General features: G+C 57.6%; 2 rRNA genes. Both read right to left on the bottom strand.

What is annotated here, in order from left to right:
- Nucleotides 1-4: 4 nt before the first annotated feature.
- Nucleotides 5-121 (bottom strand): 5S ribosomal RNA (gene rrf, locus ACRX5W_RS33160).
- A 120-nt stretch (nt 122-241) separates the two neighbouring features.
- Nucleotides 242-3,554, bottom strand: a 23S ribosomal RNA gene (locus tag ACRX5W_RS33155); the annotation flags it as partial.

Below are 3,554 nucleotides of genomic sequence, written 5' to 3'. Positions count from 1 at the left end.
ATAATTCCGGCGGCGTCCTACTCTCCCACACCCCTTCGAGTGCAGTACCATCGGCGCTGAAGAGCTTAGCTTCCGGGTTCGGAATGGAACCGGGCGTTTCCTCTTCGCCAAAACCACCGGAAAACCATCGAACACAACAACCCAACGGCCGCATGCCCGACAATCCACCAATCGAATTGTCAAACCATGATCCACCGAAACCAGTCGCGGTCCGGGAACCACACAATGAACGCGAGCACCTGAGGACAAGTCCTCGGCCTATTAGTACCGGTCAGCTCCACACATTACTGCGCTTCCACATCCGGCCTATCAACCCGGTCGTCTACCGGGAGCCTTACCAGGTCAACCCTGTGGGAGCCCTCATCTCGAAGCAGGCTTCCCGCTTAGATGCTTTCAGCGGTTATCCCTCCCGAACGTAGCCAACCAGCCATGCCCTTGGCAGAACAACTGGCACACCAGAGGTTCGTCCATCCCGGTCCTCTCGTACTAGGGACAGCCCTTCTCAAGACTCCTACGCGCACAGCGGATAGGGACCGAACTGTCTCACGACGTTCTAAACCCAGCTCGCGTACCGCTTTAATGGGCGAACAGCCCAACCCTTGGGACCTACTCCAGCCCCAGGATGCGACGAGCCGACATCGAGGTGCCAAACCATCCCGTCGATATGGACTCTTGGGGAAGATCAGCCTGTTATCCCCGGGGTACCTTTTATCCGTTGAGCGACGGCGCTTCCACAAGCCACCGCCGGATCACTAGTCCCTGCTTTCGCACCTGCTCGACCCGTCGGTCTCACAGTCAAGCTCCCTTGTGCACTTACACTCGACACCTGATTGCCAACCAGGCTGAGGGAACCTTTGGGCGCCTCCGTTACCCTTTAGGAGGCAACCGCCCCAGTTAAACTACCCACCAGACACTGTCCCTGATCCGGATCACGGACCCAGGTTAGACATCCAGCACGACCAGAGTGGTATTTCAACGACGCCTCCCCACGTGACTGGCGTCACGGGATCACCGGCTCCCACCTATCCTACACAAGCCGAACCGAACACCAATATCAAGCTGTAGTAAAGGTCCCGGGGTCTTTCCGTCCTGCTGCGCGAAACGAGCATCTTTACTCGTAGTGCAATTTCACCGGGCCTGTGGTCGAGACAGTCGAGAAGTCGTTACGCCATTCGTGCAGGTCGGAACTTACCCGACAAGGAATTTCGCTACCTTAGGATGGTTATAGTTACCACCGCCGTTTACTGGCGCTTAAGTTCTCAGCTTCGCCCTAACGGACTAACCGGTCCCCTTAACGTTCCAGCACCGGGCAGGCGTCAGTCCGTATACATCGTCTTACNGAACTTACCCGACAAGGAATTTCGCTACCTTAGGATGGTTATAGTTACCACCGCCGTTTACTGGCGCTTAAGTTCTCAGCTTCGCCCTAACGGACTAACCGGTCCCCTTAACGTTCCAGCACCGGGCAGGCGTCAGTCCGTATACATCGTCTTACGACTTCGCACGGACCTGTGTTTTTAGTAAACAGTCGCTTCTCGCTGGTCTCTGCGGCCACCCCCAGCTCGAAGAGCAAGTCTTCNCCGACAAGGAATTTCGCTACCTTAGGATGGTTATAGTTACCACCGCCGTTTACTGGCGCTTAAGTTCTCAGCTTCGCCCTAACGGACTAACCGGTCCCCTTAACGTTCCAGCACCGGGCAGGCGTCAGTCCGTATACATCGTCTTACGACTTCGCACGGACCTGTGTTTTTAGTAAACAGTCGCTTCTCGCTGGTCTCTGCGGCCACCCCCAGCTCACCGTGTAAAACGGATCACCAGGACTGGCCCCCCTTCTCCCGAAGTTACGGGGGCATTTTGCCGAGTTCCTTGACCACAGTTCACCCGAACGCCTCGGTATTCTCTACCTGACCACCTGAGTCGGTTTAGGGTACGGGCCGCCACGACACTCGCTAGAGGCTTTTCTCGACAGCATAGGATCATCCACTTCCCCTCAATCGGGTCGGCATCAGGTCTCAGACTCATATGCCGGGCGGATTTGCCTACCCGACGTNTCGCTAGAGGCTTTTCTCGACAGCATAGGATCATCCACTTCCCCTCAATCGGGTCGGCATCAGGTCTCAGGCACAAGTGGTGCGGATTTGCCTACACCACGCCCTACACCCTTACCCCGGGACAACCACCGCCCGGGCTGGACTACCTTCCTGCGTCACCCCATCGCTCACCTACTACCCGCTTGGGCCGGCGGCTCCACGATCCCTCTTCGTCCGAAGACTCCAAGGGGCGCTTCACGGCCTTAGCATCACGAGGTTCAGCGCTGGCGCATCGTAGCGGGTACGGGAATATCAACCCGTTGTCCATCGACTACGCCTGTCGGCCTCGCCTTAGGTCCCGACTTACCCTGGGCGGATTAGCCTGCCCCAGGAACCCTTGGTCATCCGGCGCACACGTTTCTCACGTGTGATTCGCTACTCATGCCTGCATTCTCACTCGTGCAGCATCCACCACTGGCTTCCACCGCGGCTTCACCCGCTGCACGACGCTCCCCTACCCAGCAACACACCTGAACCACGAAGGCTAGGCGACTGTGTCACNNNCTCACGTGTGATTCGCTACTCATGCCTGCATTCTCACTCGTGCAGCATCCACCACTGGCTTCCACCGCGGCTTCACCCGCTGCACGACGCTCCCCTACCCAGCAACACACCTGAACCACGAAGGCTAGGCGACTGTGTCACTGACACGACTTCGGCGGTGCGCTTGAGCCCCGCTACATTATCGGCGCGGAATCACTTGACCAGTGAGCTATTACGCACTCTTTCAAGGGTGGCTGCTTCTAAGCCAACCTCCTGGTTGTCTCTGCGACTCCACATCCTTTCCCACTTAGCGCACGCTTGGGGGCCTTAGTCGGTGCTCTGGGCTGTTTCCCTCTCGACCACGGAGCTTATCCCCCGCAGTCTCACTGCCGCGCTCTCACTTACCGGCATTCGGAGTTTGGCTGATCTCAGTAACCCGGTAAGGCCCATCAACCATCCAGTGCTCTACCTCCGGCAAGAAACACACGACGCTGCACCTAAATGCATTTCGGGGAGAACCAGCTATCACGGAGTTTGATTGGCCTTTCACCCCTAACCACAGGTCATCCCCCAGGTTTTCAACCCTGGTGGGTTCGGGCCTCCACGAAGTCTTACCTCCGCTTCACCCTGCCCATGGCTAGATCACTCCGCTTCGGGTCTTGGGCGCGCGACTCAGTCGCCCTATTCGGACTCGCTTTCGCTACGGCTACCCCACACGGGTTAACCTCGCCACACACCGCAAACTCGCAGGCTCATTCTTCAAAAGGCACGCAGTCACGACCACCCACGACTAAACGCAGATGGCGACGCTCCCACGGCTTGTAGGCACACGGTTTCAGGTACTATTTCACTCCCCTCCCGGGGTACTTTTCACCTTTCCCTCACGGTACTAGTCCGCTATCGGTCATCAGGGAATATTTAGGCTTAGCGGGTGGTCCCGCCAGATTCACACGGGATTTCTCGGGCCCCGTGCTACTTGGG

Source organism: Yinghuangia sp. YIM S10712, assembly GCF_051388935.1.
Classification (GTDB): Bacteria; Actinomycetota; Actinomycetes; order Streptomycetales; family Streptomycetaceae; genus Yinghuangia.
Note: the sequence above shows the minus strand (reverse complement) of the source record. Positions and strands in the feature narration are given on the sequence as shown.